A 26618-nucleotide genomic window follows, 5' to 3' on the forward strand; every position below is an offset into this window, starting at 1 on the left:
CTGTCCCTCCCAAGGTGCGTACCGCTCCCGCTTCCGGTGGCCTTCGGTGCGAGCCTGCCACGTCCGGGTCGACAGCGGGGACCGACCGTACCCCGTGGCCTCGGCCAGCCGTGATCGCCCACCCCCGCACTCTTGCCGTGGTGGTCGTAGTCTTGGCGTTCGTGGCCAGTCCCACCTCGCTGCTGAAGCGGCTGCTCGTCGGTCGACCGTTCCGGTCCGACCGGCTGCAGCACACCCTCCTGCCGAAGCGCATCGCGCTGCCCGTGTTCGCCTCCGACGCGCTGTCCAGCGTCGCGTACGCGCCTGACGAGATCCTTCTGACCCTCTCCATCGCCGGAGCCTCCGCGTACGTCTTCTCGCCGTGGATCGCGCTGGCGGTGGTCGTGGTCATGCTGACCGTGGTCGCCAGCTACCGGCAGAACGTGCACGCCTACCCCTCAGGGGGCGGGGACTACGAGGTGGCCACGGTCAACCTCGGCCCGAAGTTCGGCGTCGGCGTGGCCAGCGCCCTGCTGGTCGACTACGTGCTCACGGTGGCGGTGTCGGTCTCCTCCGGCGTGGCCAACCTCGGCTCGGTGGTGCCGTTCGTGGCCACCCACAAGGTCATGATCGCGGTGGCGGCGGTGGTGCTGCTGAGCGCGGTGAACCTGCGCGGCCTGCGCGAATCGGGCACCGCGTTCGCGATCCCCACCTACGGCTTCGTGATCGTGATGGGCGGGATGCTGCTCACCGGGCTGGTCCGGGTCTTCGTACTGGGCGACGAACTCCGCGCGCCGAGTGCCGATCTGGTGATCCAGGCCGAGCACAGCGTGACCGGTTTCGCGCTGATCTTCCTGCTGCTGCGGACGTTCAGCTCGGGTGCCGCCGCGCTCACCGGCGTCGAGGCGATCTCCAACGGGGTGCCGGCGTTCAAGGCGCCGAAGAGCCGCAACGCCGCCACCACCCTGCTGCTGCTCGGCACCATCTCGGTGAGCATGCTGGTCGGGATCATCTGGCTGGCCCGGCTGACCCACCTGCAGTTCGTCGAGGACCCGGCCCTCCAGATCGTCTCCGGCCCCGAGGGGTACGTGCAGAAGACCGTCACCACCCAGCTCGGCGAGACGGTCTTCGGCTCCGGGTCGATCCTGCTCTACATGGTGGCCGGGGTGACCGCCCTGATCCTGTTCCTGGCCGCGAACACCGCGTTCAACGGCTTCCCGGTGCTCGGCTCGATCCTCGCGCAGGACCGTTACCTGCCCCGGCAGTTCCACACCCGGGGCGACCGGCTGGCGTTCTCCAACGGCATCGTCTTCCTCGCCGTCTTCGCGATCGTGCTGATCGTCGGCTTCCAGGCCGAGGTGACCCGGCTCATCCAGCTTTACATCGTCGGGGTCTTCGTCTCGTTCACCGTCTCCCAGGCCGGCATGATCCGGCACTGGAACCGGCACCTGCGGACCGAGCGGGATCCCGAGGCGCGCCGCCGGATGCACCGGTCCCGGGCCATCAACACGTTCGGCATGGGCCTGACCGGCACGGTGCTGGTGATCGTGCTGGTCACCAAGTTCCTGCTCGGCGCCTGGATCGCGATCGCCGCGATGGCGGTGATCTACGTGTTGATGCTGGGCATCCGCCGGCACTACGACCGGGTCGCCCAGGAGTTGACCCCGCCGGACGAGGGTCGTGCCGTGCTGCCCGCCCGTAACCATGCGATCGTGCTGGTCAGCAAGCTGCACCAGCCGACCCTGCGGGCTATCGCGTACGCCCGGGCCACCCGGCCGGACACGCTGACCGCGGTGACGGTCAACGTGGACGACAAGGACACCCGGGACCTGCAGGCCGAGTGGGAGCGGCGGGAGATGGCCATCCCGCTCACCGTGATCGACTCGCCGTACCGGGAGATCACCCGGCCGATTCTGGACTTCGTCGCCTCCACCCGCCGCAAGTCACCCCGGGACGTGGTCACCGTCTTCATCCCGGAGTACGTGGTCGGACGCTGGTGGGAGAACCTGCTGCACAACCAGAGCGCGCTGCGCCTCAAGGGCCGCCTGCTCTTCGAACCGGGGGTGATGGTGGTCAGCGTTCCGTGGCAGCTCGCCTCGACCGCGAGCAAGAACCTGGACCGGCTGGACGCCACGCTGTCCCGGACCCCGGCGCGCGGCCCACGGGTGGCCCCGCGCGGCACCCTGCCGCCGGTGGTCTCCGCGCCGGCAGGCGAGAGCGGGCCGGTCGACGGCGGGCCGGTCGACGGCGGGCCGGTCGGGACCGGCCGTGACTGAGCCGGACGTGCGGGCCGTGACACCTCCGCCGCCGAAGAGTGGGCTGGCCGAGGCGGAGCTGGTCGAGCTGACCGTTGACGCGATCGCCCCCGGCGGGCACTGCGTGGCCCGGGTGGACGGGCAGGTGGTCTTCGTCCGGCACGCGCTGCCCGGCGAACGGGTGATCGCCGAGGTCACCGAGGTGCACCGGGGGTTCGTCCGGGCCGACGCGGTCACCGTGCTGGAAGCCTCTCCGGACCGGGTCGAGCCGCCCTGCCCGTACGCGAAGCCGGGCGCCTGCGGCGGCTGCGACCTGCAACACGTGGCCCCGGACGCGCAGCTGGCGTGGAAGGCCGCCGTGGTGCGCGAGCAGCTTGTCCGCCTCGGCGGGCTGACCGACGCCGAGCTGGACCAGCTCGGCGTCCGGGTCGAGGCGCTGCCCGGCGGGCTGCTGGGCTGGCGCTCCCGGGTCCGCTACGCGGTGGACGCCGCGGACCGGGCCGGCCTGCTCAAGCACCGCTCGCACGAGGTGGTGCCGATCGACCGCTGCCGCATCGCCCACCCCGCCATCCAGCACCTGCCGGTGCTCACGCCGACCGGCGCGCTCTGGCCGGCCGCCGAGGCGGTGGAGACCGTCGCCAGCACCGGCGGGGACGTGACCGTCGCGGAGGTCCGCGACGGGGTGGCCACCCCGGTGAGCGGGCCGACCGTGGTCCGCGAGGTGGCCGCCGGGCGGGACTGGACGCTGCCCGCGTCCGCCTTCTGGCAGGTGCACCCGGCCGCTGCGGACACCCTGTCCACGGCCGTGCTGGAACTGCTCGACCCGCGACCGGGTGAGCTGGCGTGGGACCTCTACGGCGGTGCCGGGCTGTTCGCCGCCGGGCTGGCCGCCCGGGTCGGTGCGACCGGCCGGGTGACCCTGGTGGAGGCGGCGCCGCAGGGCGTCGCCGCCGCCCGGGAGAACCTGGCCGACCTGCCCCGGGTCGAGGTGGTGTCGGCCCGGGTGGAGACCGCGCTGGCCCGCCGACGGATCACCGGCCCGGTCGACGTGGTGGTGCTCGACCCACCGCGCGCCGGAGCGGGCGCCCCGGTGGTCCGCGCGCTGGCCGCCGCCGGCCCACGGGCGATCGCGTACGTGGCCTGCGACCCGGCCGCCTTCGCAAGGGACGTGCGCACGTTCGCCGAGCTCGGTTGGCGGCTGACCGCGCTGCGCGGCTTCGACCTGTTCCCGATGACCCAGCACGTCGAGTGCGTCGGGCTGCTCCTCCCGCCGGCCGGGCACTAGCAGGGGAGCCGTCCTCCATGCGGATCGTCGGGTTGATGTCCGGAACGTCGTACGACGGGGTGGACGTGGTGGCGGCGGAGTTCACCGCCGAGGGGGACACCCTGTGGCTGCGTCCGCTGGGGCACCGCGGCCTGGACTACGACGAGCGGCTGCGCGCCGAGATCGCCGCGCTGCTGCCGCCGGCGGCCACCACCATCGAGGCGGTCTGCCGGCTCGACAACCGCCTCGGCGACGTCTTCGCCGAGGCAGCGGCGGTCGGCCTGGAGCTGGCCGGCGGGCGGGCCGACGTGGTGGTCTCACCCGGGCAGACGGTCTTCCACTGGGTCGCCGACGGGGTGGCCCGGGGCACCCTGCAACTGGGCGCGGTCGCCCGGGTGGCCGCCCGGGTGGGCGTACCGGTGCTCAGCGACCTGCGCTCGGCGGACATCGCCGCCGGCGGGCAGGGCGCGCCGCTGGTGCCGGCCTTCGACGCGTTGCTGCTGGACCTGGCCGACGGCGCCGCCGCACCGCGCGCGGCGCTGAACCTCGGCGGCATCGCCAACCTCACCGTGGTCGCGCCGGGGGCGCCGGTGCTCGGGTACGACGTGGGCCCGGCCAACGCCCTGCTGGACGCGGCGGCCCGGCGCTTCCTGGACCGGCCGTGTGACCTCGACGGCGCCCGCGCGGCGGCCGGCCGGGTGCATCCGGGCCTGCTCGCCGAGCTGCTGGCCGAGCCGTACTACGCGGCGGCGCCGCCGAAGTCCACCGGCAAGGAGTTGTTCCACGCCGGCTACCTGGACCGGCGGCTGGCCGCGCTCGGTGAGCCGGTGCCGGTGGACGACCTGCTGGCCACGCTGACCGAACTGACCGCGCGGGTGGTGGCCGCCGAGTGTGACCGGCACCACGTGGTCGAGGTGGTCGCCGCGGGCGGTGGTGTGCGCAACCCCACCCTGCTGGGTCGGCTCGCGGCGCTGGGCGCCGGCCGGTGGCGGCTGCGGGGCACCGAGGAGCTGGGTGTGCCCGCGCAGGCCAAGGAGGCGTACGCCTTCGCGTTGCTCGGCTGGCTGTCCTGGCACGGGCTACCCGGGTCGATCCCGTCGGTGACCGGCGCCACCCGGGGTGTGGTGCTCGGCTCCTGGACCCCGGCGGGGCCGGCGTACCCCGGCACCCCGGCCGACCCGCCGCACCGGCTGCGAATCCGGTCCTGACCAGGCACGTGGCCGATCGCCGCGAGCCGGGCCGGCCGGGGTCTGACCAGGCGCTCAGCTGGCGGGCGTGGGTGTACCGGCCTCGGCCCGGGCTGCGGAGTACCGGAGGGCCGATAGACTCTCCGGTCATGAGTGTTGAAGAGGACACGGCCAACCACGGCCGGCTGCTGGCGACGGTGCGCGGTCCGCAGGACGTCAAGCGGATGTCCGGCGAGGAGCTGGACGTCCTCGCCGCGGAGATCCGGGACTTCCTGATCGCCAAGGTCTCCCGTACCGGCGGGCACGTCGGTCCCAACCTCGGTGTGGTCGAGCTGACGCTGGCCATGCACCGCGTCTTCGACTCCCCCCGGGACCGGCTCCTGTTCGACACCGGCCACCAGTCGTACGTGCACAAGATCCTCACCGGGCGGCAGGCCGGCTTCGACAAGCTCCGCCAGCGCGGTGGCCTCTCCGGCTACCCCAGCCAGGCGGAGAGCGAGCACGACCTGATCGAGAACTCGCACGCCTCCACCGCCCTCTCCTACGCCGATGGCCTGGCCAAGGCGTACGCCCTGCGGGGCGAGGCGCGCAGCGTGGTGGCCGTGGTCGGCGACGGCGCGCTCACCGGCGGCATGTGCTGGGAGGCGCTGAACAACATCGCCACCGCCGGCAACCCGCTGGTGATCGTGGTCAACGACAACGGCCGCTCGTACGCCCCGACCATCGGCGGGCTGGCCGACCACCTCTCCTCGCTGCGGCTCAACCCGGGCTACGAGAAGGTCCTCGACACGGTCAAGGACGCCCTCGGCTCCACGCCGCTGGTCGGCCGGCCGATGTACGAGGTGCTGCACGCGGTCAAGAAGGGCATCAAGGACGCGGTCGCCCCGCAGGCCATGTTCGAGGACCTCGGCATCAAGTACGTCGGCCCGGTGGACGGGCACGACGTGGCGGCGGTCGAGTCGGCACTGCGCGCGGCGAAGAACTTCGGCGGCCCGGTGATCGTGCACGCGGTCACCCGCAAGGGCTACGGCTACCGCCCGGCCGAGGAGGACGAGGCGGACTGCCTGCACGGCCCCGGCAGCGCCTTCGACGTGGAGACCGGCGCGCTGCTGGCCGCCCCCTCGGTGAAGTGGACCCACGTCTTCGCCGACGAGCTGCTGGCCGTCGCCGACGAGCGGCCGGACGTGGTGGGCATCACCGCCGCGATGGCCGAGCCGACCGGCATCGCCAAGCTGGCCCGCAAGTACCCCGAGCGGGTGTACGACGTGGGCATCGCCGAGCAGCACGCCGCCACCTCGGCGGCCGGGCTGGCGCTGGGCGGCCTGCACCCGGTGGTCGCGGTCTACGCCACCTTCCTCAACCGCGCCTTCGACCAGGTCCTGCTGGACGTGGCGATGCACAAGCTGCCGGTGACCTTCGTGCTGGACCGGGCCGGCATCACCGGCCCGGACGGCCCCAGCCACTACGGCATCTGGGACATGTCGGTCTTCGGCGTGGTGCCCGGGCTCCGGATCGCCGCTCCTCGGGACGCCGCCACGCTGCGCGAGGAGCTGCGCGAGGCGGTGGCTGTCGACGACGGCCCGACCGTGGTGCGCTTCCCGACCGGCTCGGTCGCCGCGGACCTGCCGGCGCTGCGCCGGGTCGGCCCGGTCGACGTGCTGGCCGAGTCGGCCCGTACCGACGTGCTGCTGGTCGCCGTCGGCTCCTTCGGCCACCTGGGCATGGAGGTGGCCGCCCGGGTCGCCGAGCAGGGCTACGGGGTCACCGTGGTCGACCCCCGGTGGGTCCGCCCGATCCCGGCCGAGCTGGTCGAGCTGGCCGCCGGTCACCGGCTCGTGGTCAGCGTCGAGGACGGCGTCCGGGTCGGTGGCGTGGGCGACGCGCTCGGCCAGGCGATGCGCGACGCCGATGTCCGCGTTCCGCTCAGGGATCTGGGCGTACCGGCTGACTGGCACCCGCACGGCACCCGCGCGCAGATCCTCGCCGACCTGCGCCTGACCGCCCAGGACGTGGCCCGCGACGTCACCGGCTGGATCTCCGGCCTGGACGGCACCCCGGTCCAGCTGACCGCAACCGACGCCCCGGCCCAGAACTGACCCCTGCGCGACGGCGGGCGTCCCCTCCGGGGGCGCCCGCCGTCGCCGTGTAATCAGCGGGGGGTTATCGAGCGGTAGTGGGTCTTGTCGGTGCCGGCGAGGCTGAACGTCTGGGTGCGGGGTGGTTCGGGGACGACCACCAGGCCGGGGCGTTCGACCAGCACTGGGGTGCCCGGCGGGACGGAGAGTGAGCTGTCCCGGGTGGCCCGCCAACTGAGTACCACCAGCGGCTGGCCGGGCACCGGCAGTTCGTACGTCTGCAGAGGGGTGGCCCGGTCGGCCGGCGAGACCACCGGCGCGCTCCCGTCCGCGGGGCGGTAGACCACCGCGGTCATCGTGCCGGCATCGGTGTCCCAGCTGAGCTGCTGCAACTCGGCGGCCTCCCCGCCGCCCAGGGCGACCTCGCCGAGCGAGCGGACCGTGAGCTTCGCCATCGGCCAGGACGTCGGCACCGAGCGCGGCGCGTCCCGGTCGCCGATCCGGCGCGGAATGCTGCCGAACGGACCCCGGTCGCCGGCCAGCACACAGGTGTCCAGGCCGGTGAGCGCCCGCCGGCCGGTGCCGGACTCGTCCCGCACCAGCGGATAGCGCGGATCGGCGGTGCCGGTGCCCAGGTCGAGCAGCCGGTCGGCGGCTCGGCCCCGGGGCAGCGACTCGGTGGCCCGCAGGGTCGCGGTGACCGGGACCGCCGTGCAGGCCGGCACGTCGACCGGAGCGCTGAGGCCGTCGGCGACGGTCAGCGCCCGGCCCTGCGGCCCGAGCAGCTTCTGCACCCGGGCGGACACCAGGTAGCGCCGGCCGCCAGCGGTCTGCACCGGCAGCACGTCGGAGTAGACCAGGTAGCCGGGGTCGGTGTACTCGGTGGCGCGGGTCACCGCGTACCGGTCGCCGTCCCGGGTGAGTTGCAGCAGCCAGGAGGCGCTCTCGCCGGGCACGTCGGCGGCGACCAGGGCAACCGGGGTGCCGTCGATCCGGCCGGAGAAGAGAATGCCGGACGAGGGCAGGTGCGCCCGATCGTCGACCGGCGACCGCCAGTCGCGTACCACGTCGGTGACGGCCGCCGTCACCGCGGCGTCGGCGGCCAGGTCACCCCGGGGCGGCCACACCGCCAGCGAGCCGTCCAGGCTGTCATAGCCGACCCGCAGGTCTTGTGGCTTCCGGTCGGCGACCGGACCGCACGCGGTGCCGGCCAGCAGCGCACCGAGCAGGACGGCGAGTGTCCAGCCGTACCGGCGGCCTGGCATCACCTGATCCGCCCTCCGATCGCCTCGCAGTCGCTGTCGGAAAGCGCCATAGTACGAGATGTCCGACGCGACGCCTCCGGTGGCCGCCGCTCCACCCACCACAATGGACCTCACCGGGGCTTTAGTGCCCTTTCGAGCCTCGGGTAGACTCCGCCGACTGTGACGCCTGCCGAGTCCCGCGCCCTGTCCGCGCCGCACCCGGAGGCGGCGGCCGGCCCCGACGAGACAGTGAGCCATCGCACTCCGGCCTCCGCGCCGACCGCCACGCTGACTGCAGCGCCGACCGCCACGCCGGTCACAGTGCCGGTTGAGTCCGGGGCGGACGACCGAGCGGAGCCAACCGTCGGGACGTGGCGTCGTCGGTGGACGCGGCGGCGGCAGGACCTGGCCGTGGGCGGGTTGTTCCTGCTCGCCGCGGTCTGGGTGACCAGCCGGATCTGGCTGGACCCTGCCGGGCGGGCGGCGTCGCTCTACACCGGCGACCCGGCCCAGGTGCAGTTCTTCCTCGCCCACTCGGTACGCGTGGTGCTGCACGGCGAGTACCCGTTCTACACCGAGCAGTTCAACTACCCCGACGGCGTCAACCTGATGGCCAACACGGCCGTGTTGGCGCTGGGCATCCCGATGGTGCCGGTGACCCTGCTCTTCGGGCCTGCGGTGTCCTTCGTGGTGCTGGTCACGCTCGGCCTCGCCGGCACCGCGATGGCCTGGTACGTCATGCTCTCCCGGCACCTGGTGCGTACCCCGCTGGCGGCGGCGGCCGGCGCGTGGTTCTGCGGGTTCTCCCCAGCGATGCTCTCGCACGCCAGTTGGCATCCGAACATCATCAGCCAGTTCCTGCTGCCGTTCATCGTCTGGCGGGTGCTGGTGCTCACCCGGTCCCGCCGGCCGGTACGCGACGGGGCACTGCTGGCGCTGCTGGTCACCGCGCAGGCGTTCATCAACGAGGAGATCCTGCTCTTCACGGCGATGGCCTCCGGGATCTTCCTGCTCGCGGTGCTCGTCCAGGAGCCAGCCCGCTGGCGAGCGGCGTGGCGACCGCTGGGCGCCGGCCTGGCAGCCTGTGCGCTGCTGGCCGGGGCGCTGCTGGCGTACCCGCTGTACGTGCAGTTCGCCGGGCCGATGGCGTACCACGGGCTCAGCGACGCGGTGCAGGACTACGGCAACGACATCGCCGCCTTCTTCGCCCCCGGCTCGCCCACCCTCGGCGGCAACCAGCGGGCCAACGTCAACCTGTCGCCGAACTACTCCGAGGAGAACGCCTTCTTCGGTTGGAGCCTGTCGCTGCTGGCCGTCGGCGTCGTGGTCTGGCTGCGGCGGAATCTGGTCGTCCGGGCGCTCGCGGCAACCGGCGTGTTCTTCGCCGTGCTCTCCCTCGGTGAGCGAATCTCCTGGTGGGACCGGGAGCTGGTCACCGGGCCCTGGCAGTTCCTGGTGCACCTGCCGCTGCTGGACGCCGTGGTGCCGACCCGGTTCGGTCTGATCACCAGCGTGGTGGTCGGTCTGCTGCTCGCGCTCGCCGTCGAGCGGGCCTGGGCGCTGCGTCCGGCCGGCCGGCGCACCGTGCGGAAGCTGACCGTCGCCGGGCTGGCGTTCGCGCTTCTGCCGATCGCCCCGATGCCGCTGCGGATGGTCTCCCGGCCGCCGGTGCCGGACTTCATCACCGCCGACCGCTGGCGGGCGTACGTCGGCCCGGACCAGACGCTGGTGCCGATCCCGGTGCCCAGCATGGGCAACACGCACGGCATGCGCTGGGCGGCGGCCACCAATCTCGACTTCAAGATCCCCGGCGGCTACTTCCTCGCCCCCCGCAACGGCAACACCGGTGACCCTGGCCGGTTCGGCGGCCGGCCGAGCGGGGTGGGTCAGGTGCTGGAGGAGGTGGCGACCACCGGGCGCACGCCCAAGCTGGACGACCGGCAGCGCCGTCGCTTCACGGACGAACTGCGGCACTGGCGGGCGGCGATCCTGGTGCTGCCGGTCCGGCAGCAGAACGCCGAACCGCTGCGGCGTACCGTCGAGGATCTGGTTGGTCCCGGCCGCCAAGAGCTGGACGTCTGGGTGTGGGACGTCCGGACACTGACCGACCGCTCGGTCTGATGACCACCGGGACGGCGTCCCCGGCGACGACGGTCCCGGCGACGCCAGACCGGCCGCGGCGGGCGTGGCTGCCGGACGCGCTGGTGGTGGCCGGCTATCTGGTTCTGGCCGTGCTGCTGACCAGCGGGCAGTGGCGCCACCCCGGGCGGTTGTTCCACCAGGCGGGCGACCAGGTCCTCTTCGAGTGGATGCTGGCCCACGCGGCCCACGCCGTGACCGAAGGGGAGAACCCGCTCTACAGCACCGCGTTGAACGCGCCGGACGGGGTCAACCTGATGGCGAACACCTCGGTGCTCGGCCTGGGTGTTCCGCTGACCCCGGTCACCCTGCTCTTCGGCTCGCAGGCGGCGTTCTGCGTGGCGGTCGTCTGCTGCCTCGCCGGCACCGCCACGGCCTGGTACGCGCTGCTGCGCGGCCGCCTGGTCACCGCCCGGTCCGCGGCGGCGGTCGGTGGGCTGATCTGCGGCTTCGCCCCCGGCATGATCGCCCAGGCCGGCGCACACCTGCACATGGCCGCCCAGTTCCTGGTGCCGGCGATCCTCGCCCTGGTGTTCCGGCCCGGGCCGGGTCCGGGCGGGGTGTGGCGGCCCGGCGTCGGCCTCGGCCTGCTGCTCGCCTGGCAGGTCTTCATCGGCGAGGAGGTGCTGGTCTTCCTGGCGCTCGCCGCCGGGGTGTTCGCGCTGGGCTACGCGCTCGCCGACCGGGTGGCCGCCCGGCGGCTCGCACCGGCACTGCTCGGCCGGCTCGGGGTGGCGGCCGTGGTGGCGGCGGCGCTGCTGGCGTACCCGCTGTGGTTCCAGTTCCGCGGCCCGCAGCACTACTCCGGGATGGCCTTCGCCGTGCACGGCTTCCAGCTCGATGCGGCGTCGTTCACCGCATCGGCGCGGCAGACCGTGCTCGGCGACGACTGGCTGCCGGGGCTGCTCTCGCCGAACCCGACCGAGGAGAACTCGTTCTTCGGCCCCGGGCTGCTGGTGCTCGCCGTGGTGATCGTGATCTGGCTGTGGCGACGACCGCTGGTCCGTGCGCTGGCCGGCTGCGGCCTGATCTTCGCCCTGCTGTCGCTCGGCACCGAGCTGCGGGTGGACGGCACGGCCACCGGCATCCCGGGGCCGTACCGGCTGGTCGCCGGGCTGCCGCTGCTGGACCTCGCGGTGCCGGCCCGGTTCGCGCTGGTGTGTGTGCCGGTGCTGGGCCTGCTGGTGGCGCTCTCCCTGGACCGGGTCCGGGCGGCGCGCGGGCCGTCGGCCGCACCGGGGCTGCCGGTACGGCTGCTCTGGACCGGCGCGGTGGCCGCCGCGCTGCTGCCCCTGGTCCCGACGCCGATCCGGGCGGTGCCCGTCGCGCCGGTGCCGGGGTTCGTCGCCGACGGAGGGTGGCGCCCGCTGGTGCCGCCGGGCCGGACCATCGTGGCGGTACCCCCGGTCACCGGTGCCGCGCTCAGCCCCGTGATGCTCTGGTCAGCCCGCACCGGGCTGGCGTTTCGCGCGCCGGGCGGGTACTTCATCGGCCCGAGCGGCCCGGACGACCCGGCGGCCCGCTGGGGAGCGCCGGACCGGCCGACCGCCGTCCTGCTGCGCCGGGTGGCCGAGACGGGCACGGTGCCGGTGCTCAACGACACCGACCGCCGGCAGGCCCTGGAGGATCTGCGGCACTGGCGGGCCGCGCTGGTGGTGCTCGGCCGGTTGCCGCACGGCGACCCGGTCCGCCGGACCGTCGAGGAGCTGCTCGGCCCGGGCCGACCGGTCGACGGCGGGTGGGTGTGGGACGTCCGGGACCGCGTCTAACCCACCAGCGCGCGGACGTCCCAGACCCAGACGTCGTCGACCCGTTGCGGCGGCCCGAGCAGGGCGGTGACCAGGTCGCGCAGCACCGCCTCACGCGGGTGCGCCCCGAGCACCACCACCGACGCGCGCCAGAACCGCAGGTCCTCGACGGCCTGACGGCGGTTCTCGTCGGTGAGCGCCGGCACCACGCCAGTGTCCATCGTGGAATAGATGAGGCTGCTGGTCGGCCGGTTCGGCGCGCCGAAGACCCCCTCACCCACCTCGTTCGGGCCGATGAAGTAGCCGCCCGGGACGGGGAACTCCTGCCCGGTCAGCGCGCTCCAGCGCAGCGTCGGCAGGCCGTGCACGTTGCTGGGGATCGGCACCGGCACCAGGGTCCCGCCCGCCGGCACGTACGGCCGCCAGCCGCCGGCGGTGATGAAGTGCGGCGGCGGGTCCATCGGCTGGGCCGGCAGCGGCCGGGGGAAGAGCGGCAGCAGGGCGAGGGCCACCGCCGCGTACCCCACCGGGCGTAGCCACCGCCGGCGCGACGCGACCGGCGCGGGTGCGGTCGACTCACCGGACGTCGCCGGCTTCGGCTCGCCGGCGCGCGGTGCCGGCACCCGGGGTCGGTCGGCCAGCGGCCGGCCCTGACGGGCCGCCGCGTCCCAGGTCAGCGCGAGCAGCACGCCCACCGCGGCGGCGACCACCAGGCTCAACCGGGTCGGCATCATCATCTCGACCAGTGGCAGGTCGTCCGGGACGTACGACCACGGGCCGCGCACCTCGGTCTCCACGCCGTTGAAGCGCACCGTCGGCCCGATCGCGGCCACGGTGAAGACCACGATCAGCACCGCGACGATCCGGGCGGCCAGCGACCGGCGCACGAGCAGCACCAGGGCCACCACCGAGAGCAGCACCAAGGGCCAACCGAACCAGGTGTTCTGCTCGGTCAGCCCGATCGTCTTCTCGACCGCGGGGTCCCCGGCCCAGGTGTCCCGGGCGAAGGTGACGAAGGCGACCAGGTCCTCACCCCAGTTGTGGAAGACACCGCCCTGGAGGCCGCGGTACGACTGCGGGCCGTTGAACTGGAACCAGATCGGGTACGCCGCGAGCAGCAACGCCAGCCCGCCGCCGACGCCGAGCGCGGCCAGGAAGGGGCCGGCTGCGGCCCGTGCCGCCGCCGGTCGCTGCACGGCGTACGCCAGCACGACGACCAGGCAGGCCAGCGCCGTGAGCAGCAGCATCTCCTCGTTGATGAAGATCTGGTACGCCACCAGCACCCCGAGCACCAGCCCGTTGCGCCGCCACCGACCCGGCTCACCCAGCCGCAGCACCCGCACCACGATCAGCGGCAGCAGGAAGTTGGACACGAAGTTCGGCTGGCCGTTGGCGTGGTGGATGATCCCCGGCGCGAAGCCGAGGAACGCGCCGCCGACGAAGGCCGCGGCCCGGGAGCGCACCAGATGCCGGGAGAGCATCCAGTACGAGGTGCCGGCGGTGGCCGCCAACGCCCCGCCCAGGTAGAGCGCGTACATCACCTGTGGACCGAGCAGCATGGTCAGCGGGGCCAGCGGCAGGGTCACCCCGAGCAGCGAGGTGTTGGCCATCATGTTCACCCCGTCCGGGGCGTTCTGACGGGCCGTGAACAGCGGGTTCTCCAGGTGCTGCACCGAGTACGCGCCGTGCGCGAAGAGCCACTCGAACCAGCTGTGGTCGGTGGGCAGGTGGGAGGAGACCCGGCCCTGCACGTCCCCCCAGTAGTTGAGGCAGACGAACACGCCCAGCAGCACATAGGCTCCGAGGGCCAACAGGTCGGCGCGGACCGGGCGCCGTCGGGGCCGTCGCGTCGGTTCGGCCTCGGCCGGGTCGACGTCGGTCACGGGATTCAGCGAAGGGTCTACCACCGGCACAGCCACGACGCGCCATCGTACAGGCGACCACGCGTCGCATTTGCCGGGCCGGTGCACCCACGGCCGGTTTGCCGGAGGTGACCCGTCGGCCAGCAGCGCGTGGCGGGGGGAGGACGGTCGGTGTCGATCATTGAGCTGGGCGAGGTCCGGGAGGAGCCGGCCTCGGCGCCGCCGGTCCACCGGCCGCGCGCCGCCGGCCGTCCGCTGCGCTGCGCGGCGGTGCTGCTGGTGGCGCTGGTGGCGCTGGCCAGTGCGACACCGGTGCCGGAGCGCGTGGTGACCCCGGTGCCGGCGTCGCAGGGCGCCATGGCGTACCTCGCCGGGGACGGCGTCTTCGTCGTCGACCCGTCGGTACCCAGCGGTAGTCGGTACCTGACCGCGTACGCGCAGCCGTCGTCCACCTCGGGGGGCAGTTTGCGACGTCGGTGGCAGGTGCGGTTGACCCGTACCGGTGATGTCCTCGACGTGCGGGCCGAAGGGGGCCTGGTGCTGATGTTGGAGGTCAGCGCCGCGAACGGAGTGTTCCAGACCACCGCCTTCGACGCCGAAACGGGCCAGCAGCGCTGGCAGCATCCCGGGGCCGCCCAGTGGACCGTCGACGGCGGTCTGCTGCTGATTGACACCATGGCGGACGGGCCGGGCGCGATACGCCGGGTGGCGCCGGACACCGGTCAGATGCTCTGGTCGGAGCCCGTCCCACCGCCGGGCAACCCCGGCTACCACCTGGGCGACGGCCAGGTCGACCGGTTCGTCCTCGTCCAGCCGACCGGCGAGGTGCAGGTGCACGACGCCGGCACCGGCCGCCTGCTGCGCAGCCTCGACACACTGCCCGGCGACCGGGCGGCGTTCCAGCGGGTGCAGGTCGTGGGTGACCTGCTGCTGCTCGTCCCACCCGGCAGCACCCGACTGGTCGGCTACGGGCTGCCCGGGCTGGAGGCCCGGTGGACGGCCGACGTGCCGCTGGTGTCCTATGTGGTCGACTGCGGCGACCTGCTCTGCGCGCTGCAACAGACCGGCGGCATCCAGACCCTCGACCCGGCGACCGGCACGGTGCGCTGGTCGGACCAGGGCCAGGACACGCTGGCCGACACCCGGCAGGGCCGGCTGCTGGTGGCCGGGCCGGAGCAGCGGTACGCGGTGCGGGACGCGGCCACCGGGCGGGTCCGGGTCGAGCTGGGCCAGTGGGACCTGGTGCCGGTGCCGGAGCGCGACCATCCGCTGATCGGCGTACGGCCGGGGGCCGACAATCGGCTGGTCGTCGCCGAGTTGGACCTGGTGGCCGGTCGGCCGCGGATCCTGGACGTCCTACCGGACGTGCTGGGCGGATGCCAGGCGGCGCTGCCGGTCCTGCTCTGCCGGCGCCTCGACGGCTCGACCGCACTGTGGCGGTTGCGGCCGTGACCGGCCCGGTCATCGATCTCGGCGAGCTGCGGCACGAGCCGGATTCCGTCCCGCTGCCCCGTCCGCCCCGCGCCAACGGCCGGCCGCTGCGCTGCGCGCTGGTCCTGCTGCTCCTGCTGGTCACCCTCGCCGCCGCCGGGCCGCCGCCCCGCCGTGCCGTGGTGACGCTGCCGGGGCAGCCGGGCACCGAAGCGTTCGTCTCCGGCGACCTCTTCTTCCTCCTCGACCCGCTCAGCTCGCAGTCGAGGCAGCGGCGGCTGGCCGCCTTCCGGCTGCCCGACGGCGAGCCGGTCTGGCAGGTGCCCCTGCCGGTGGACGGCCGAATCTGGGGGGTCTCCGAGCAGGGCGGGATGCTGCTGGTCACCGGGCACGAGAGCGACCCCGGGGGTCAGGGCGCGCTCACCATCACGCTGGACCGGGCGACCGGGGCGTACGGCTGGCAGCAGCCGGGCAGCGCCGTCGAGTTGGCCGACGGGAACCTGCTGCTGCAGTCCACCGACGGCGAGGGGGCGGGCAGCCTACGCGCCGTCGATCCGTGCTGCGGCACCGTGCGCTGGCAGCTGTCCACCACCCCCGCTGAGATCAACTTTCGGGGCACGGAGCACGGGGTGGACCGGGTGGTGCTCAGCCGTCCGGACGGGCAGGTCGAGGTACGCGACGCGACCACCGGCACGGTGCTGGCGCGCGCCAATCTGGGCGCGCCCGGCCGTGGGCCGTACCCGACCGTGCAGGTGGTGGACGACCTGCTGGTCACCGTCGGCGGATCTCCGGCCACGGCCACCGCCTACGGGCTGGACCGGCTGGACCGGCGCTGGAGCGCCACCGGCGACGGGGAGCTGTACGTGCTGGGCTGCGGTCCCGTCGTCTGTCTGCAGAGCCCAGCCGGCGGGCTGCGGGCGGTCGACCCCGCGACCGGCCGGCTGCTCTGGAGCAGCGGGCGCTGGGGGTGGGCCTGGCCCTACGACGGTCGGCTGGTGACCACCCCGTCGGAGAGCACCGGCAGCAGGAATGAGCAGTTCGTTGCGCTCGATCCAGCCACCGGCGACGTGGTGGCCGAGTTGGGCCGGTGGGAACTGGCCCAGTTCGGCCTCAACGATCCGATGGTCGGGGTGCGCCGACTTCCCGGCGGCGGGCTGCTCGTCGCCAAGCTGGACGTCCGCACCGGGGAGGTGCGGGTGCTGGACGTGCTGCCGGACGCGATCGGGGAGTGCCAGGCGAGCGTCGGTCGGCTGCTGTGCCGGCGGATGGACGGCTCGTACGGGCTGTGGCAGTTACCCGACTGATCACCAGTTGGCCTGGGCGGGTGGCGGGGGCAGCGGCACCGACGCCGGCCGCAGCACGTACGTCACCCCGCCGCTGCCCCGCTGCCAGGCCGGCTCGAACCGCTGCCGGGGCACGGTCCGACGAACCGTGTCGTCGTCCGGCGCGTACGGGTCATTGAGCACCGGGTCACCGTCGGCGGTGAAGCCGACCAGCACCATCAGGTGCCCCCTGGTGTCGTAGGGCAGGCCCGGCACCTCACCGGCCCGGAACGCGGCCGAGACGATCAGCGGGATGCCGGCGGCGATGAACGCCTCCGCCTCGGCCAGCGACCGCAGCCGGGTGACGAACGCATCCACCCCGTGCAGGCCGGCGTATGCGGTGTTGAACGGCCAGTTGCCGGCCCCGGCGTACGCGTGGTCGTAGCAGTGCCGGGCGGCGTGCACCACCACCGGTCGCGGGCCGGGCGGGTCCACCCAGGCGTAGCGCTCCGGCGTCGGCTCGGCCCCCCAGTAGGCGAGCACCATGGAGGTGCAGGTGGGGCTGCACCACGAGTCGCCGCCGCCACCCCACTGCGGGTGCTGGCCGGCGTGCAGCCGCTGCGAGTAGCCGGGCACGTCCAGCACAGTCCCACGCCCGGCGCCGACGGCCGGCTCCCGGCCTTCCTCCGGCCCCGGCTCACCGGCGGCTTCGGCCGGGGCGTGGCCGGCGGCGACCGCGCCGACGCTGCGCAGCACCGGGGCCGCGGGGCTGCCGTCCGGCCGGCACAGGGTCACCCGGGCCTGCCAGCCGGTGACCGTCGCCCCGGTCACGACCAGCGTGTCGGTGTCCACCCGAGCGTCGCCGTCGCGCTGCCCGGGCACCGAGGCGCGCCGTACCGCGCGGTCGTCGGCCGCCCAGCGGGCCAGCAGGTACCAGTCGGTGCTGGGCGCGTCTCCGTGCCAGCCGCGCAGCTCGACCTCGATCCAGCAGCCGTCGGGGGTGTCGGCGGTCCAGGACGGCACCACGTTGGTGACTCCGAAGCCGACCCGCACCGGCGGTGACGTCCAACTGCCCCGCGACACCGGCCGGTCGGCGCTGCGCAGGGTCAGCCCCCGGTCGGTGGTGTGCAGGCCGTCTCCGGTGCCGGCCGTCTGGTCTGCCGGCAGGTGGAAGCCCTGGTAGGCGATGTTCCGCCGGGTGGGTGGTGCCGCGATGGTCATGACAGGTCCGTCCGTCGCTGGGGTGTCGGAAGCATCGCGTACGCCGGGATGGCCCGCAACGCCGGGCGGCGCGGGCGGCGAGGGACGATGGTTGCCGGCCGGCACTACGTTGTCGGTGGTCAGCAGCGAGGAGGCCGGGATGCGGGTACTGGTGGTGGAGGACGAGCGCAACCTCGCCGACGCGATCGCGCGCGGGTTGCGCAAGCGGGGGATGGCGGTCGACGTGGCCTACGACGGCGATGCCGGCCACGAGGCGGCGTTCGTCACCCGGTACGACGTGGTCGTGCTGGACCGCGACCTGCCCGGCGTGCACGGTGATCAGATCTGCGCGGACCTGGCCGCCTCGGGCGCGCTGACCCGGGTGCTGATGCTGACGGCGAGCGGCACGGTAGCCGACCGGGTGGAGGGGTTGCAGCTCGGCGCGGACGACTACCTGCCCAAACCGTTCGCCTTCGACGAGTTGGTCGCCCGGGTGCAGGCGCTGGGCCGGCGGGCCACCCCGGCCGCGCCGCCGGTGCTCGAACTGGCCGACCTGGTGCTCGACCCGGCCCGCCGGGTCGCCACCCGCGCCGGTGTGCCGGTCGACCTCACCAACAAGGAGTTCGGGGTGCTCAGCGAGCTGCTCAAGGCGCGCGGCGCGGTGGTCTCCAGCGAGGAGCTGCTGGAACGGGTGTGGGACGCCAACACCGACCCGTTCACCACGATCGTCCGGGTCACCGTGATGACGCTGCGCAAGAAGCTCGGTGATCCACCGCTGATCGAGACGGTGGTCGGCGCGGGCTACCGCACCGCCGAGGTGGGGGCATGACGGGGCGGGCGCGGTTGCGGCCCACCCTGCGGTTGCGCCTGACCCTGCTCAACGGCGTGCTGCTGGTCGGCGCGGGAGCGATCCTGGTGCTGCTGGCCTGGCTGCTCGTCCGGGACGCGCTGCGGCCCACCGACGAGCTGCTGCCCGGCACCACGGTGGTCCTGGCCGACGGCCGGTCGCTGGACGCCGGTCAGTGGCAGCACCAACTGGTCGACGCCGCCTCCGGGGAGCTGCTCGCCAAGGGCCTGGTCGCGCTGCTGGCGATCAGCATCGTGGGAGTGGCCGGGGCGTACGCGGTCGCCGGCCGGGCGTTGCGTCCACTGCACCAGGTCACCGCGACGGCGCAGCGGCTCGGCGAGGCGACCCTGGACCAGCGGATCGGCTACTCGGGAGCCGACGACGAGGTGGCCGAGCTGGCCAAGACGTTCGACGCCATGCTGGACCGGATCGCGTCCGCGTTCGAGGCGCAGAAGCGCTTCGTGGCCAACGCCTCGCACGAGCTGCGTACCCCGCTCGCGGTGATGCGGACCGAGATCGACGTGACGCTCAGCGACGACGAGGCCGACGCGGCCGAGTACCGACGGATGGCCACCGTGGTCCGGGACGCCTCCGAGCGGGCCAACGACCTGGTGGACGCGCTGCTGGTGCTGGCCCGCAGCGAGGCGCAGGCCGGGCGGCGGCTCGGCCGGCGTACCGAATGTGACCTGGCCACCGGGACGGCCAACGCGCTGTCGGCGATGCGCCGGGAGGTGGACCGGATCGGGCTGCGGGTGCAGACCTCGCTGGAGTCCGCGCCGGTGGTCGGCGACCCGGGGCTGCTCGACCGGCTGGCCGGCAACCTGATCGAGAACGCGGTCCGCTACAACCACCTGCACGGCCGACTCTGGGTGCGCACCGGCTCGGACGGCGAGCGCTCCTGGCTGGTGGTGGGGAACACCGGCTTCGAGGTGGACCAGGTCGACGTGCCGGGGCTGTTCGAGCCGTTCCGGCGCGGCGGCCGGGAGCGGACCGGGGCCCGCGGCTCGGGCCTGGGGCTGTCCATCGTCCGGGCGGTCTGCCAGGCGCACGGCGGCACGGTGCGGGTCATCGCGCAGACCGGCGGCGGCCTGGAGGTGACGGTCACCCTGCCGTCGGCGGACGCCCCGGCGGTGACCGGCCCGGTGCCCGCCATCGGCGGCTGACCTGTCCCGTACCGGGTTGCGGGCAGTCCGCGCCGGATGGAAAGATCACGTCGTCAGCTCGAGATCGAAGGGGGGTGCGTCGAATGTCCACCAACACTGGCTCCGCGCCCCGGGTCTCTCTCGGCTGACACCCGGAGGCGGAGCGTCCCCATTCAGCACGGAGGGAACACCCGTGTATCCACGGATCCGCAACATCAGTTTTGACTGTCACGACACGTACGCCCTGGCCGGCTTCTGGTCGGCCGTGCTCGGGTACGCCCGGCACTCCGAGGACGCCCCCGGTGACCCGGAGGCGGCCCTGCTGCCGCCGGACGACGCCACCCCGAACCTGTTCTTCCAAGCGGTGCCCGAAGACAAGGTGACCAAGAACCGGCTCCACATCTGCCTGGAACCCGTCGACCGGACCAGGGACGAGGAGATCGAGCGGGTGCTCGGCCTCGGAGCCAGCATGGTCGCCGACCGACGGAACGCCGACGGCACGGGTTGGGCCGTGCTCGCCGACCCGGAGGGGAACGAGTTCTGCGTGGTCCGCAGCGCCGGCGAGCGTGTCCCTGCCACCTCTCTGGAGGCTCAACCGTGAGTTCGACGATCCACAACATCAGCATCGACTGTCACGACACGTACGCGCTGGCCGGCTTCTGGTCGCAGGTCTTCGACTGCCCCCGGCAGCCCGACGACTTCCCCGGCGACCCGGAGGCGATGCTCCTGCCGCCTGGTGGCCCGGAGGTGCTCTTCATCGCCGTGCCGGAGGACAAGGCGGTGAAGAACCGGCTGCACCTGGACGTGCAACCCACCGACCGGACCCGGGCCGAGGAGGTCGAGCGGTTGCTCGGCGTCGGCGCGATCCACGTCGCCGATCACGTCGGCCCGACCGGCGGGGGCTGGGTGGTGCTCGCCGACCCCGAGGGCAACGAGTTCTGCGTGCTCGGTAACCCGGCCGAGCGGGCGGCGGCAGCGGCGGCGCGGGCCGCCGCGGCAGGCGGCGAACCGGCCTGACGCTGACGTACGGAGCCCCGGCCACCCGAAGGTGGCCGGGGCTCCGGTCGGTACGGCTCAGGAGCGCTGCTCGACCTGCCCCCGGATGGTGACGAACTCGGCCTTCACCTGGGCGGCGGACTTGTAGTACATGATCACCATGCCCACGCTGCCCCGGTCGGCCCAGACACAGATGCCCACCGGTACGTCCTTGGCCTTGCCGTCGCCGCAGCGCGCGTCACCGCCGAGCGGCCCGGGCTCGACCGTCGCCATGGAGGCCATGCCCAGCTCGCTGGAGAGCCCGGCCACCGCGTCGTCCAGCTCCTTCTTCGGGTCCGTCATCAGCCCGGACGCGGCGGCGATCATGAAGAGGTCCTGCTTGGCCGGGTCGCCGTAGAAGGCGCCGACGGCGCTGGTCTCGTTCTGCGCCGTCGTCTTCATCTCGGCGACCATCGCGTCGGCGACGCTCTGCAACTGCGGGTCGGTGTTCTTCGGTCGGCCGGCGAGGGTGGCCGGTGCGGACACCCGGGTGTTGGTGGCATCGACGACGTCGCCCACCTCGTCCTTGACGGCGAACCAGGTGATCGCCGCTCCGCCGAGGCAGAGCACCAGCACCACGGCCAGCACGATCAGCACGATCCGGCCGGCCTTCGACTTCTTCGGCGGCGGGCCGGCGGGCAGGTTCGGGCCGCCGTACGGCTGACCCGGCTGCGCGGGCGGGAAGCCCTGCTGCTGCGGCGGCGGCCAACCACCGGGCTGCTGCTGCTGCGGCCAACCACCGGGCTGCTGCTGCTGCGGCCAACCACCGGGCTGCTGCTGCTGCGGCCAACCACCGGGCTGCTGCGGCTGGTGCGGCGGGGGAGGGGAATTATGCGGCGGGCCGTAGGGGGTGGCCGGCGGCTGGGACATCAGTCAGCTCCAAGATGGGATGGCAAAGCGGGTGATCTTAACCCGGTGGCGGGGCCGCCCGCTGCCCCTTCACACGTGCCCTGCGCTGCCCGTTTGCGCGCCTGCGGGCGGTCGGTGCGCGGGTCCGCGAGCAATCCGTTGGCGCAGAAACGATCGCGGTGGCCGGCCCCGTCCACGAGGGACGGTCCGACCACCGCGACGGTGGTGCTGTGACCGGTCAGGCGGGCAGGCTCGCCGCCCCGCGCGGCAGGAACCGGCGGCCGGTGACCCGTTCGCTGGTGCCGGTCCGGTCCAGGTACGGCGTGACGCCGCCCAGGTGGAACGGCCAGCCGGCACCGAGGATCATGCACAGGTCGATGTCCTGCGCCTCGGCGACCACGCCCTCGTCCAGCATCAGCCGGATCTCCTGCGCCATCGCGTCGAGCGCGTTCTGCCGTACCTGCTCGGCCGTCAGCGGCTGGTCACCGACCACGAGCAGCTTGGCGACCTCGTCGTTGATCTGGTCGTCGACCACGATCGGCTGGCCCGAGTCGGCGATCCGCTTGAGGTTCTCGCTGACACCGAACCGGTCCGGGTACGCCGCGTGCAGGGTGCCGCCAACGTGGTACGCCACGGCCGGCCCGACCAGCTGAAGCAGGGCGAGCGGGCGCATCGGCAGGCCCAGCGGGTCCAGTGCGCTGTTCGCCACGTCCAGCGGGGTCCCGGCGTCGACGGCGGCGAAGACGGTGCCCAGGAAACGGGTGAGCAGCCGGTTCACCACGAACGCCGGTGCGTCCTTGACCAGCACCGAGGACTTCTTCAGCTGCTTGCTGACCGCGAACGCGGTCGCGAGGGTGGCGTCGTCGGTCCGCTCGCCGCGGACGATCTCCAGCAGCGGCAGCACCGCCACCGGGTTGAAGAAGTGGAAGCCGACCACCCGCTCGGGATGCTCCAGCTCGGCGGCCATTTCGCTGATCGAGAGTGAGCTGGTGTTGGTGGCGAGCACCGCCTCCGGGGAGACGATCTTCTCCAGCTCGGCCCAGACCTGCTTCTTGACGCCCAGGTCCTCGAAGACCGCCTCGATGACGAAGTCGGCGTCGGCGAAGGAGCTCTTGTCGACCGTGCCGCTGACCAGGCCGTACAGCTTGGCGGCGGTGCCCTTGTCCATCCGGCCCTTGGTGACGGCCTTCTCGATCTGGGTGTGCACGTAGCCGACGCCCTTGTCCACCCGGGACTGGTCCAGGTCGGTCATCACCACCGGCACCTGGAGACGACGGGCGAACAGCAGCGCGAGCTGGCTGGCCATCAGGCCGGCGCCGACGATGCCGACCTTGGTGACCGGTCGGGCCAGGCCCTTGTCCGGCGCGCCGGCCGGGCGCTTGGCCCGCCGCTGCACCAGGTCGAAGGCGTACAGGCCGCTGCGCAGCTCCTCGGAGAAGATCAGGTCCGCGAGGGCCTCGTCCTCGGCGGCGGTGCCGGCGGCGAAGTCGGCGTCCTTCGCCGTCTCCAGCAGGTCCAGTGCCTTGTATGCGGCCGGGACCGCGCCGTGCAGCCGCTGGTTGAGGGTCTCCCGGGCGAAGTAGAGCACGCCCGCCCACATGTCCTTGTCGACCTCGGGCCGGGTCACGGTGACCTGGCCGCGCACCACGCTGGCGGCCCACTCCAGGGAACGCTCCAGGAAGTCGGCCGGCTCCAGCAGCACGTCCGCGATGCCCAGCTCGGCGGCCTGCTTCGGCTTGAGCATCTTGTTCTGCATCAGCGGGTTCTGGATGATCACCTGGGTGGCGGCGGGGATGCCGATCAGGTTCGGCAGCAGCTGGGTGCCGCCCCAGCCGGGGACCAGACCGAGGGAGACCTCGGGCAGGGCGAGCGCCGCCGCGCCGCCGGAGAGCGTCCGGTAGTGGCAGTGCAGCGCCAGCTCCAGGCCGCCGCCCATCGCCGCGCCGTTGACGAACGCGAACGTGGGTACGGTGCTGTCCTTCAGCCGGGCGAAGACCCGGTGGCCGAGCCGGCCGATCTCCAGCGCCTGCGCGCGGTCGGCGAGCTGCGGCAGGCCGACGATGTCCGCGCCCACGCAGAAGATGTACGGCTTGCCGGTGACCGCGATGAACGCCGGGTCGGCGGCCAGCGCGGCGGTGATCGCCTCGTCCAGGCTGGTCAGCCCACCCGGGCCGAAGGTGTTCGGCTTGGTGTGGTCGAAGCCGTTGTCCAGCGTGATCAGGGCGGCGGGCCGGTCCAGCCCCGGTACGTTCACCTGGCGCAGCAGCGCCTTGGTGACGACCTCGTTCGGTGCGGCGAGCGCGCTCACTTGTTGCCCTCCGTCCAGTGCGGGTTCTCCCAGATCACGGTGCCGCCCATGCCGATGCCGATGCACATGGCGGTCACGCCGTAGCGGACCTCGGGGTGCTCGGCGAACTGGCGGGCCAGCTGGGTCATCAGCCGTACGCCGGAGGAGGCGAGCGGGTGACCGATGGCGATGGCACCGCCCCACGGGTTGACCCGCGGGTCGTCGTCGGCGATACCGAAGTGGTCGAGGAAGGCGAGCACCTGCACGGCGAAGGCCTCGTTCAGCTCGAACAGGCCGATGTCGTCGATGCTGAGCCCGGCGATGCGCAGCGCCTTCTCGGTCGACGGGATCGGGCCGACGCCCATCACCTCGGGCTCCACGCCGACGAAGCCGAACGACACCAGCCGCATGGCGACCGGCAGGCCCAGCTCGCGAGCGACGTCCTCGGAGGCGAGCAGGCTCGCGGTGGCGCCGTCGTTCAGGCCGGCCGCGTTGCCCGCGGTGACCTTGCCGTGCGGGCGGAACGGGGTCTTCAGGGTGCCGAGCTTCTCCAGCGACGTGTCCCGGGGGGCCTCGTCGACGGTGGCCAGACCCCAGCCGCCCTCCGCATCACGGATGGACATCGACACCAGGTCGTCCTGGAGCTTGCCGTTGGCGTACGCCTTGGCGGTCTTCTGCTGCGAGGCGAGTGCGAACGCGTCGGTGCGTGCCTTGGTGATGTGCGGGACCAGGTCGTGCAGGTTCTCCGCGGTCGCGCCCATGACCAGCGCGGACGGGTCGACCAGCTTCTCCGCGACGATGCGCGGGTTGGGGTCGACGCCCTCACCCATCGGGTGGCGGCCCATGTGCTCGACGCCGCCGGCGATGGCGATGTCGTACGCGCCGATGGCGATGCCGCTGGCCACGGTGGTCACCGCGGTCATCGCACCGGCGCACATCCGGTCGATGGCGAAGCCGGGAACGGTTTTGGGTAGACCCGCCAGCAGGGCGGCGGTCCGCCCGATGGTGAGGCCCTGGTCGCCGATCTGGGTGGTGGCCGCGATGGCGACCTCCTCGACCCGCTCCGGCGGCAGCTGCGGGTTGCGGCGCAGCAGTTCTCGGATGCAGCGGATCACCAGATCGTCGGCGCGGGTGTTGGCGTACATGCCACCCGCCTTGCCGAACGGGGTACGGACGCCGTCGACGAAGACGACATCTCGAACTTCACGGGGCACTTGAGCCTCCTAGCCGACACGGGCACGTTCCACCGAATGCTACTCGCCAGTAACCAACCCCGTCCGCACCCCCCGTTGTGGCCCACCCCACACCGACCACGAACGCCCAGCCCGGTCGATCATGAAGTTGTTGTCGGGACACGCCGTTCCGATGGCAACAACTTCATGATCAACTGCGGTGGAGGTGGGTCAGGGGACGGGAGGGGTGGAGGGTTCCGGGGTCAGGGCCGGGGTCAGGTGGGGGATGAGGAGGGCGATCTGCCATTCGCGGGCGTTGAAGCCGCGCAGGGTCTCCGCCACGGTCTCCTCGGTGACCTCCTCCGGCGGGGTCCAGGCCAGCCGGCGGACCGAATCCGGGGTGATCAGATTTTCCGGAGGCAGGTTGTGCTCAGTGGCGATGCGGACCACGACCTCCCGGCAACGGGCCAGCCGACCGGCGGCCACCGGGTCCCGCTCGGCCCACCGGTGCGGCGGGGGCGGACCCTCCACCGCCGGGGTGACCGGCAGCGCATCGTCCGGCAGTTGCCGGGCGTCGTCGAGTGCGGTCAGCCAGGTGCGGGCCAGCCGGCGTACCGACCGGCCGCCGAAACCGGGCAGCGTCAGCAGGGTCTTCTCGTCCTTCGGGTCCAGCTCGGCGGCGGCGATGATCGCCGAGTCGGGCAGCACGCGGCCGGGTGCGGCGTCCCGTCGGGACGCGATCTGGTCCCGGGCGTACCACATCGAGCGGACCCGGGCCTGGGCCCGCGCGCCGCGCAACCGATGGATGCCGGAGGTACGCCGCCAGGGCTCCGCGCGGACCCGGGGCGGGCGTGCCCCGGTACGGACCAGCGCGGCGAACTCCTCCGCGGCCCACTCCGACTTGCCCTGCCGGGCCAACTCGGCGTCGAGCGCGTCACGCAGGTCGGTGAGCAGCTCCACGTCGAGGGCGGCGTAGGTCAGCCACGACTCGGGCAGCGGCCGGCTCGACCAGTCAGCCGCCGAGTGGTGCTTCTCCAGAGTGAACCCGAGTAGCTGCTCGGTCAGCGCGGCCAGGCCGACCCGCTCGAATCCGGCCAGCCGAGCGGCCAGTTCCGTGTCGAACAGGCGTCGCGGGCGCAGCCCCACCTCGGCCAGGCAGGGCAGATCCTGGCTGGCCGCGTGGAGCACCCACTCGGCCTCGCCGATCACCGCGTCCAGCGCGCTGAGGTCGGGCAGCGGCAGAGGGTCGATCAGCGCCGTACCTGCACCGGCCCGCCGGAGCTGCACAAGGTAGGCGCGCTGGCTGTAGCGGTACCCGGAGGCCCTCTCGGCATCCAGGGCGACCGGGCCGGTGCCCGCGGCGAAACGGGCCACGACCTCGGCGAGCTCAGCCGGCGCGGCCACCGGATCGGGGGTGCCGTCACGCGGGGCGATCAGCGGAACGGGCCCACCGTCGGTCGGGTCGGTCCCCTCGCCCGCCGGCTGCGGCTGGGCCGACGGCGGGTGGTGGGGTGCGTTTCCCGGGAGTTCTTCGGTGGGCCGACGGCGCAGGGGTGGTTCGTCGGTCACCTGCCAACCCTAGTGCGCGCGGTGATCCGGCGGGTGCAGCCGGTCGGCTGCGTGTCGGTTGGGTGTCCACA

19 protein-coding genes are annotated in these 26618 nt (G+C 73.3%); 12 read left to right on the plus strand and 7 right to left on the minus strand.

Annotation, left to right across the window (positions count from 1 at the left end; genetic code table 11):
- Positions 1 to 161 precede the first annotated feature (161 nt).
- The 4 genes from ABZV00_RS20340 to dxs all read left to right on the plus strand — a co-directional run bounded on the left by ABZV00_RS20340 (position 162) and on the right by dxs (position 6781).
- Positions 162 to 2255, plus strand: coding sequence for an APC family permease (locus ABZV00_RS20340; protein ID WP_355608412.1), 2094 nt, complete (start codon positions 162 to 164; stop codon positions 2253 to 2255).
- On the plus strand, positions 2248 to 3519 hold the full coding sequence (locus ABZV00_RS20345) for a TRAM domain-containing protein (RefSeq protein WP_355608414.1): 1272 nt from the start codon (positions 2248 to 2250) through the stop codon (positions 3517 to 3519). Before ABZV00_RS20340 ends, ABZV00_RS20345 begins: the two co-directional genes overlap by 8 nt.
- A gap of 17 nt (positions 3520 to 3536) precedes the next feature.
- Positions 3537 to 4706 (plus strand): anhydro-N-acetylmuramic acid kinase, encoded by a 1170-nt coding sequence (locus ABZV00_RS20350; RefSeq protein WP_355608417.1) that lies wholly within the window; start codon positions 3537 to 3539, stop codon positions 4704 to 4706.
- Positions 4707 to 4834: 128 nt separating this feature from the next.
- Entirely contained in the window at positions 4835 to 6781 is a 1947-nt protein-coding gene (dxs, locus tag ABZV00_RS20355) for a 1-deoxy-D-xylulose-5-phosphate synthase (protein WP_355608419.1), read from the plus strand.
- Positions 6782 to 6834: 53 nt separating this feature from the next.
- Here dxs and ABZV00_RS20360 read toward each other — a convergent pair whose 3' ends face one another.
- Positions 6835 to 8025, minus strand: a complete 1191-nt coding sequence (locus ABZV00_RS20360) for a hypothetical protein (RefSeq protein WP_355608422.1) — start codon at positions 8023 to 8025, stop codon at positions 6835 to 6837.
- Positions 8026 to 8409: 384 nt separating this feature from the next.
- Here ABZV00_RS20360 and ABZV00_RS20365 point away from each other — a divergent pair, with 384 nt between their 5' ends.
- Positions 8410 to 10125, plus strand: a complete 1716-nt coding sequence (locus tag ABZV00_RS20365; protein WP_355608500.1) for a hypothetical protein — start codon at positions 8410 to 8412, stop codon at positions 10123 to 10125.
- Positions 10125 to 11912 carry a hypothetical protein gene (locus tag ABZV00_RS20370; protein ID WP_355608424.1) on the plus strand — a complete coding sequence of 596 codons (1788 nt, stop codon included), beginning with the start codon at positions 10125 to 10127 and terminating at the stop codon, positions 11910 to 11912. The genes ABZV00_RS20365 and ABZV00_RS20370 overlap by 1 nt, the downstream gene beginning before the upstream one ends.
- On the opposite strand, the gene ABZV00_RS20375 is transcribed toward ABZV00_RS20370, so the two are convergent.
- Positions 11909 to 13774: a hypothetical protein gene (locus ABZV00_RS20375; RefSeq protein WP_355608426.1), complete on the minus strand. Its 1866-nt coding sequence runs from the start codon at positions 13772 to 13774 to the stop codon at positions 11909 to 11911. The two genes, ABZV00_RS20370 and ABZV00_RS20375, sit on opposite strands and share 4 nt — an antisense overlap.
- A 150-nt stretch (positions 13775 to 13924) precedes the next feature.
- On the opposite strand from ABZV00_RS20375, the gene ABZV00_RS20380 reads away from it, so the two are divergent.
- A complete protein-coding gene (locus tag ABZV00_RS20380; RefSeq protein ID WP_355608429.1) occupies positions 13925 to 15205 on the plus strand; it encodes a PQQ-binding-like beta-propeller repeat protein in 1281 nt (426 codons plus the stop codon).
- Positions 15202 to 16488, plus strand: a complete 1287-nt coding sequence (locus ABZV00_RS20385; protein ID WP_355608432.1) for a PQQ-binding-like beta-propeller repeat protein — start codon at positions 15202 to 15204, stop codon at positions 16486 to 16488. The genes ABZV00_RS20380 and ABZV00_RS20385 overlap by 4 nt, the downstream gene beginning before the upstream one ends.
- Here ABZV00_RS20385 and ABZV00_RS20390 read toward each other — a convergent pair whose 3' ends face one another.
- Complete coding sequence (locus ABZV00_RS20390; RefSeq protein ID WP_355608434.1) at positions 16489 to 17667, minus strand: peptidase C39 family protein; 1179 nt, start codon at positions 17665 to 17667, stop codon at positions 16489 to 16491.
- A gap of 139 nt (positions 17668 to 17806) precedes the next feature.
- Between ABZV00_RS20390 and ABZV00_RS20395 the strand changes: the two genes are divergently transcribed.
- From ABZV00_RS20395 to ABZV00_RS20410, 4 genes are all read left to right on the plus strand, one after another.
- Entirely contained in the window at positions 17807 to 18475 is a 669-nt protein-coding gene (locus ABZV00_RS20395) for a response regulator transcription factor (protein ID WP_088951539.1), read from the plus strand.
- Positions 18472 to 19656, plus strand: a complete 1185-nt coding sequence (locus tag ABZV00_RS20400) for a HAMP domain-containing sensor histidine kinase (RefSeq protein WP_355608437.1) — start codon at positions 18472 to 18474, stop codon at positions 19654 to 19656. The genes ABZV00_RS20395 and ABZV00_RS20400 overlap by 4 nt, the downstream gene beginning before the upstream one ends.
- A gap of 172 nt (positions 19657 to 19828) precedes the next feature.
- Positions 19829 to 20236 carry a VOC family protein gene (locus tag ABZV00_RS20405; protein WP_355608440.1) on the plus strand — a complete coding sequence of 136 codons (408 nt, stop codon included), beginning with the start codon at positions 19829 to 19831 and terminating at the stop codon, positions 20234 to 20236.
- Entirely contained in the window at positions 20233 to 20652 is a 420-nt protein-coding gene (locus ABZV00_RS20410) for a VOC family protein (protein ID WP_355608442.1), read from the plus strand. The genes ABZV00_RS20405 and ABZV00_RS20410 overlap by 4 nt, the downstream gene beginning before the upstream one ends.
- A 57-nt stretch (positions 20653 to 20709) precedes the next feature.
- Here ABZV00_RS20410 and ABZV00_RS20415 read toward each other — a convergent pair whose 3' ends face one another.
- The 4 genes from ABZV00_RS20415 to ABZV00_RS20430 all read right to left on the minus strand — a co-directional run bounded on the left by ABZV00_RS20415 (position 20710) and on the right by ABZV00_RS20430 (position 26547).
- Entirely contained in the window at positions 20710 to 21540 is an 831-nt protein-coding gene (locus tag ABZV00_RS20415; RefSeq protein WP_355608445.1) for a hypothetical protein, read from the minus strand.
- Positions 21541 to 21757: 217 nt separating this feature from the next.
- Positions 21758 to 23827 carry a 3-hydroxyacyl-CoA dehydrogenase NAD-binding domain-containing protein gene (locus ABZV00_RS20420; RefSeq protein WP_355608447.1) on the minus strand — a complete coding sequence of 690 codons (2070 nt, stop codon included), beginning with the start codon at positions 23825 to 23827 and terminating at the stop codon, positions 21758 to 21760.
- Positions 23824 to 25020: an acetyl-CoA C-acyltransferase gene (locus tag ABZV00_RS20425; protein ID WP_355608450.1), complete on the minus strand. Its 1197-nt coding sequence runs from the start codon at positions 25018 to 25020 to the stop codon at positions 23824 to 23826. Before ABZV00_RS20425 ends, ABZV00_RS20420 begins: the two co-directional genes overlap by 4 nt.
- Positions 25021 to 25209: 189 nt before the next feature.
- Positions 25210 to 26547 (minus strand): ribonuclease D, encoded by a 1338-nt coding sequence (locus ABZV00_RS20430; RefSeq protein ID WP_355608452.1) that lies wholly within the window; start codon positions 26545 to 26547, stop codon positions 25210 to 25212.
- Between the last annotated feature and the right edge of the window lie 71 nt (positions 26548 to 26618).

The organism is Micromonospora sp. NPDC005173 (assembly GCF_040608515.1).
GTDB lineage: Bacteria > Actinomycetota > Actinomycetes > Mycobacteriales > Micromonosporaceae > Micromonospora.

Bases quoted from the DNA above. Each gene is read 5' to 3' on its own strand.
- ABZV00_RS20370 (WP_355608424.1), top strand. From the start codon at position 10,125: ATGACCACCGGGACGGCGTCCCCGGCGACGACGGTCCCGGCGACGCCA.
- ABZV00_RS20415 (WP_355608445.1), bottom strand. From the start codon at position 21,540: ATGTCCCAGCCGCCGGCCACCCCCTACGGCCCGCCGCATAATTCCCCT.
- ABZV00_RS20395 (WP_088951539.1), top strand. From the start codon at position 17,807: ATGCGGGTACTGGTGGTGGAGGACGAGCGCAACCTCGCCGACGCGATC.
- ABZV00_RS20400 (WP_355608437.1), top strand. From the start codon at position 18,472: ATGACGGGGCGGGCGCGGTTGCGGCCCACCCTGCGGTTGCGCCTGACC.
- ABZV00_RS20390 (WP_355608434.1), bottom strand. From the start codon at position 17,667: ATGACCATCGCGGCACCACCCACCCGGCGGAACATCGCCTACCAGGGC.
- dxs (WP_355608419.1), top strand. From the start codon at position 4,835: ATGAGTGTTGAAGAGGACACGGCCAACCACGGCCGGCTGCTGGCGACG.
- ABZV00_RS20350 (WP_355608417.1), top strand. From the start codon at position 3,537: ATGCGGATCGTCGGGTTGATGTCCGGAACGTCGTACGACGGGGTGGAC.
- ABZV00_RS20360 (WP_355608422.1), bottom strand. From the start codon at position 8,025: ATGCCAGGCCGCCGGTACGGCTGGACACTCGCCGTCCTGCTCGGTGCG.